A 2,368-nucleotide genomic window follows, 5' to 3' on the forward strand; every position below is an offset into this window, starting at 1 on the left:
GTTCTTTGACTATTTGGATTATTGACGATACTTCACTTTAATATTAACACTAATTTACTTTGTTTGAAATTTAATACAAATAAACCGGAACTGAGCTTATTCAACTAAACTGCCCCGTTAGTTGAATAAAAAAAGAACCGTCTGAACAGCTCAAAGATCTTCTATTAAAGCTCTTGTTAGTAAAAGTTAATTTATATCTCCAAGATACACTGGAGAATTTTCACCATTCAAATATCCAATTATGTATTTTCTTAACTCCTTTGGGTATAGCCTGTAATTTAATAAATCCTCAATACGAACCCACTCAACACCTACCTGATGATTATCAGGATTTGTTGGTTTTATTGAATTTTCAGTTCTGCTTAGCTGACACAAAAAATAATATTCTATTTGATGAACATCAAAATCAAATTCAGCGTATTCATGATTTTTCCCTATATACTCCCTGATATGTAATAATTCTTGGATATCTATATTAAGTCCAATTTCTTCAATACATTCTCTTTTTAAAGTGGTATAGAATGTTTCACCATGATCTTGACCTCCACCAGGACAAAGAAAAAAATAACCCTCGTCATCTTGATTTTTAGTTAATAATATTTTTTCCCCATCTAAAATAATTGCCTTTACTGAGTTTCTAACTTTCATATCTTTCCCTCCTTTCTTTTTGGCTATATCCAAATTATAGCATTTCTTATTCAACTAAATTGCACCGTTAGTTCAATAAGAAAAAGGCTCTACTCCTTATTGAAGTAAAGCACCCGTTAGTTTAAGTGCATTTCTTCACAAACAAAAATATAACCTTATATAGTAGCACTCCGTTTGATAAAAAGGTTGAACGAAAAAAGGGTTAAACCAGTTTATACATAAGTATATCATCCACATATAAGTCATCACTAAACTTAACTTCTTTAATTTTACGTCCTTCTTCAACAAATCCCATACTTTTGTACAATTCGATAGCTCTTTGGTTTGTTGATAATACACCTAAACTAACTTTCTCTATTAATGTGTTATGTTCCGCCCAGTTTAAAAGTTCTTTTATTAGCAGTTTACCAATGCCCTGATTGCGATACTCTTTTTTGACCATTGCCGTAAAAGAACCAGTGTGAGAAAGCCTTTTAGTACTTTTTGAGCGAAAAACAATCGTCCCAACAATCTGCCCTCTGCTTTCCGCCACGATTAGCTTTTCTTTATTATTCTCTAAAATTTCCTCGATCCAGTTTCTTAGTTGCTCCGATGTTTGTTCATACTCTTCTATTACCGAAATCATATGCGAATTATCGTATTTCATTACTTTGCATTTGCACCAAGTCTTCTTTTTCCTCCCACAATAAAAAGGACATAAATATTGTATTTATCACTCCAATTAATACATAACACCATAATGGTAATTTAATAATTTCATACCAAGTTATATTTATTAGGTACATACCGATAACTATAAACAATGAATTAATAATAAAGGTAAATAAGACTTTTTTAGCTACAAACAAGGTGTTTAAATTCCAAATAGAAACAATTAAAGAAGCAATGCTCGCCATAGTCAAAGACATTATCGCAATTGAGCGTAAACTTTGTTGCTGATGAAAAACTTCAGGCGTAGAAAAGAAATTATTAAACATATTTGTAATAAAATAAAACCCAGATAAATAGATAGAACTAACTAAAAATGAGATAGGAATCCATTTCAAATATATAATACCCCATTTTTTACTTTTACTTGATTTCTTTCTTCTTTCTTGTATAGATTCAGCAAGAGGCATAATGACCATAATTAATCCAAGTAAATACAAATCAGCTTGAGGTAATTTTCCTTTATAGATGTCCAATAAGAAAAGGAAAGCCTCTTTCATTTCAATTAACATTAAATTATCAAACCTTTCATTATGTATTACCTGTTTATACGCAAATGACTTGAATTTGTTTCAAAAAAAATAATTATTTTCCATATAAATAAAGTCTCGTAATGATTCTTATCGAAAAAGGAGATGTTTAATTTGATTCTCATTGAACTTACCTGACCTTAAGTATCTCTCCTTTATACATTTCTATGATTTTAGTTAATTTAATAAAAAAAGAACCTGACTTTATTATAAAATTGGAAAACTGAATTTAGTAAAAGATTAAATGCCCCTTCTACTAAGGAGCATTTTGTTTCTAAAGACACCTTATTCCACTAAACTGCCTCTTTAGTTGAATAAAAAAAGAGCTGTCTAATGTCTAAACAGCTCAATAATCTTCAAGTAAAGTGCTCGATTGCTGAAGAAAGTTCTAGAATTTTAATATCAAATTACTTCTTGAATCTGGTCATGAATATTTCCCTTACTTAACCCTCCGTGGTAACAAACCACTGATTCAATGTCGA

Annotated in this window: 3 protein-coding genes; all 3 read right to left on the reverse strand. The window is 30.1% G+C overall.

Translation table 11 applies throughout. The features are described 5' to 3' along the window. Nucleotides 1–186: 186 nt before the first annotated feature. The 3 genes from BK137_RS21605 to BK137_RS21615 all read right to left on the reverse strand — a co-directional run bounded on the left by BK137_RS21605 (nucleotide 187) and on the right by BK137_RS21615 (nucleotide 1,868). Entirely contained in the window at nucleotides 187–648 is a 462-nt protein-coding gene (locus BK137_RS21605; protein WP_038179214.1) for an NUDIX domain-containing protein, read from the reverse strand. A gap of 202 nt (nucleotides 649–850) precedes the next feature. Then, nucleotides 851–1,294 (reverse strand): GNAT family N-acetyltransferase, encoded by a 444-nt coding sequence (locus BK137_RS21610; RefSeq protein ID WP_051448545.1) that lies wholly within the window; start codon nucleotides 1,292–1,294, stop codon nucleotides 851–853. Next, entirely contained in the window at nucleotides 1,281–1,868 is a 588-nt protein-coding gene (locus BK137_RS21615; RefSeq protein ID WP_038179205.1) for a hypothetical protein, read from the reverse strand. Before BK137_RS21615 ends, BK137_RS21610 begins: the two co-directional genes overlap by 14 nt. Nucleotides 1,869–2,368 lie beyond the last annotated feature (500 nt).

Origin of the sequence: Viridibacillus arenosi, from assembly GCF_001955655.1 — a bacterium.
Taxonomy (GTDB): Bacteria; Bacillota; Bacilli; order Bacillales_A; family Planococcaceae; genus Viridibacillus; species Viridibacillus arenosi.

What these genes read in the sequence shown, in the direction of transcription:
- BK137_RS21605 (WP_038179214.1), bottom strand. Translation starts at nt 648, where the DNA reads ATGAAAGTTAGAAACTCAGTAAAGGCAATTATTTTAGATGGGGAAAAA.
- BK137_RS21610 (WP_051448545.1), bottom strand. Translation starts at nt 1,294, where the DNA reads ATGAAATACGATAATTCGCATATGATTTCGGTAATAGAAGAGTATGAA.
- BK137_RS21615 (WP_038179205.1), bottom strand. Translation starts at nt 1,868, where the DNA reads ATGTTAATTGAAATGAAAGAGGCTTTCCTTTTCTTATTGGACATCTAT.